This window comes from Chryseobacterium rhizosphaerae (assembly GCF_003385455.1).
In the GTDB taxonomy this organism is placed as follows: domain Bacteria; phylum Bacteroidota; class Bacteroidia; order Flavobacteriales; family Weeksellaceae; genus Chryseobacterium; species Chryseobacterium rhizosphaerae.
In genome coordinates this window covers 1-3,125 of the sequence record NZ_QNUF01000063.1, presented here as the reverse complement: position 1 = coordinate 3,125, position 3,125 = coordinate 1, and the positions used below count along the sequence as shown (strand labels likewise).

Here is a 3,125-nt window from a genome sequence, read left to right as displayed (position 1 = left end):
CAATAAATACAACGGTAAAGAATTACAGGAAACCGGAATGTACAGCTACGGCTGGAGAGAATATATGCCGGATATTGCCAGATGGAATGGTATAGACCAATTAGCAGAAAGTTACCTTGCTACCAGTCCTTACGCATACGTACTGAACAATCCTATTAATATGTTTGATCCTGACGGTAGGACTTCAGAGCCATTTAATTGGCGGGAATCATGGGATGCTACACCTGCTGGTACGAATTCATATTGGTTTAATAATGGTTCTGGTTTTACTAGTTATAATGGTGGTCCAAGAGGGGCAGGTGGTAGTGGCCTTGCATATGGCACAACAATTAATACTGATGGTACTTTTACAGACCCTAATGGAGCTGGAAATTCTAAATCAAGTTTATGGCAAGCTCTGGGTAATTTATTTAGTAGTATTATTAAAGGGAATAAAGGTGCAGGAATTACAACGTTTGTGCCGGGTGCTACTGTGACAAGAGCTACTACTGGAGTTTTAGAAGTTGGAACAGCAACATTTGAAGGAATTATTGAAGGAATTGAAGGAGTTATTGAAGGAATTGAAGGAATTGCTCCTACTTTAAATTTTAAAGCTCTTATCATGGGTATTTCAAGAGTAGGCGTATGGTCACTACCTTTATTATTAGAGGGTGATATGCAAAAGAAAGAGCAAGAACTTACACTATTTAGAGGAGTTCATGGTAAACACCCAGATTTAGCAAATGCATATAGAGGAATGGCTATTCCTTGGGGAGGGCCACGTACCGCTGAAGAACATAATTTTGGATTAAATAATAGTATGTACACTTCTTGGTCGACAAATATTCATGTAGCAAATTATTCGGCATCCAGAAGAGGTCCCGGAGGAGTGATTTTAAAACAATCATTTCCTATAAGCAGGCTTTCTTTTTATGATAGACATGGTGAAGGTGAGGTACAAGTATTTGGTCCTGTAGTTGGAGCTAAAATAATTAAACCATGGAATGGTGGAACTTGGACACCATATATAAAATAATAAATTATGATTGATTTAATAATAAATAATCTATATAATGTTAGAAACAATATAGAGCAGACTGAGGTACTTGTTACCAGTATAAAAGAGAAAGAACGTGTTTTTAAATTTTCATCTGTTGAAACTAAAGATCATTTGTATAATATTTATAATGACCGATTGGATTTTAGTATTTATCGAGGGGATCATTTTGAAGGATTAGCTGAGGTTGTAGAAGAGATGAAAAATTCAGACTTAGAAAATATACGATTATCTTATATTGATGGAATTAAGAAAAGTTGTTCTATTTTTAGTAGTGAAGATTACAGTATTATTCTGGGAATAATTTTTTATGATAATTAATATAGATAGAAAAGTCGAAGTAATAGCATTTTTTATGAACCTCTAGCTGCGCAAAGTTTATAACTTTGAGCTAATATACCAAAACCTCACTTTTGTGAGGTTTTTACATTTTAAAATGATTGATTTGCATTCTAAAGAGAACTTTAATCCAGAAATGTTTTTAAGTTTATTATTGGGTGTTATGAAATATTTATATTTACTAGTACATAGACCAGTTTGGAAATGTAAGGGTTTCTACGGAAGAAACAGCACAGGAGCTCTTGAGATTACAGATGCCAATGATTATTATCCATTTGGGATGAATCATTTAAAAACCGGGAATTCCTATTTTGCGCAAGGCAGCTATAAAAGCAATAATTAGAAGGTAATCATAATTATTATGTTTCTGAGAAAGAGGTCTTAGTGTATAATAACAGCGGAACTTAGCAAAAATAGTATAGAATTAGTGAAATTTTTAAAATGATAAAAAATATAAATATTGTTAGAGCTAAATTTAAAAGAATTAAGAAAGATTTTTTTAAAACAGATTTGTATGAAAACTTAGATGAAAATTTACAATATCAGATAAATAATAATATTTTATTTTTAGAAAATGAAATACCTATTCTTGGTTATTTTGTTTCTGCAAATAACTACTGGTTATTAACAGATATCAGACTAATAACAAATAACTTTATTATTCCTCTCGATGATATCGAAATAATTAATATTCCTGAAGTTTTCGACGAAGGAAGGCGGAATTCAGAATGTGATAGTTTAGAAATTGTTAAAAAAGATTCTGGGGTTTATATGTTAAAACTAGAAAAGTTAACATGGTATGTAATTTTTAATGTTCTTACTTTTATTATAAGACATTAAGTTTAAAGAGAAGCAACACTAAGTGCTTTTCCTGAGGAAAAGTTTTACATTAATCTATGGAAGCAAAAGAATTTAAGAGTTTAGTACTTGAAGTCACTTTAAAATGTGTGGATAGAAGACCTGAAGATTGGTTTACATTTAATGATAAAATGAACACTCATTTTGTTAAAGATAACTATCAGCCACAGAATATAATAATGGATAAAGATGAGTTACCCATTATAGAATGTGATTTGGATGATTCATATTTTTTGATAACCACAGATAGAATAATTAGTATAAACGATGGAATATTTGATAGTGTTAATTTTTTTAATATGTTTGATTTTTGTGGTACAAATGAGAAGCTTAATTATAGGAACACAAATGAAGAACTACCTAAAATAGATACTCTTTGTATTAAAAAAGTAGATGGGGGGAAACTAATAGTTAAAATAGATTCACATTATCCTGCTTTTTTTACTAAAATATTAATATACAATATTTTAGTATATAAAAAGGAAGGGAGGTGGTATCTTAATCCTGGCAAAAGGGATTATGAATAATATTTGAAAAGTAAATTAATATTGAACAACGAGGTTGGCATTTTGCTAATCTCTTTTTTCAATTCTTAGCTGAAATGGGAAATGTCTATAACTGTAAAGTAGAAGATAATCATAGTAATAAATCTAGCAGCGCAAAGTTTATAACTTTGAGCTGCTATAACAAAACCTCGATTTGGACATCATGGACATCAGATCCAAATGTAGCACGAGATTTTGCAACAAATTATGGAACATCATCTGGTGTTGTATTATCTAAAAGATTTAAAGTAGGTGTTAATGCCATTCCAAATGTATCACCAACAGGGAATTCGATGCAAGAAAGAGAATGGTTGATTTTTGGGCCAGTGATAAGAGCTGGTGTACAA

General features: G+C 31.2%; 6 protein-coding genes. All 6 read left to right on the top strand.

All coding sequences use genetic code 11. The annotated features are described in order from the left end of the window. Positions 1–1,015, top strand: a 1,015-nt coding sequence (locus DRF57_RS23335) for an RHS repeat-associated core domain-containing protein (protein ID WP_317126121.1), incomplete at its 5' end; no start/stop codon positions are given. A gap of 6 nt (positions 1,016–1,021) precedes the next feature. Next, positions 1,022–1,357 carry a hypothetical protein gene (locus tag DRF57_RS23330; RefSeq protein WP_115921126.1) on the top strand — a complete coding sequence of 112 codons (336 nt, stop codon included), beginning with the start codon at positions 1,022–1,024 and terminating at the stop codon, positions 1,355–1,357. A gap of 181 nt (positions 1,358–1,538) precedes the next feature. After that, positions 1,539–1,718: a hypothetical protein gene (locus DRF57_RS23325; protein ID WP_123863382.1), complete on the top strand. Its 180-nt coding sequence runs from the start codon at positions 1,539–1,541 to the stop codon at positions 1,716–1,718. A gap of 98 nt (positions 1,719–1,816) precedes the next feature. Further along, on the top strand, positions 1,817–2,215 hold the full coding sequence (locus tag DRF57_RS23320) for a hypothetical protein (protein ID WP_115921124.1): 399 nt from the start codon (positions 1,817–1,819) through the stop codon (positions 2,213–2,215). A gap of 56 nt (positions 2,216–2,271) precedes the next feature. After that, a complete protein-coding gene (locus tag DRF57_RS23315) occupies positions 2,272–2,760 on the top strand; it encodes a hypothetical protein (protein ID WP_115921123.1) in 489 nt (162 codons plus the stop codon). 74 nt (positions 2,761–2,834) lie between these two features. Beyond that, a partial coding sequence (locus DRF57_RS23940; RefSeq protein ID WP_133297561.1) for a hypothetical protein occupies positions 2,835–3,125 on the top strand: 291 nt, incomplete at its 3' end.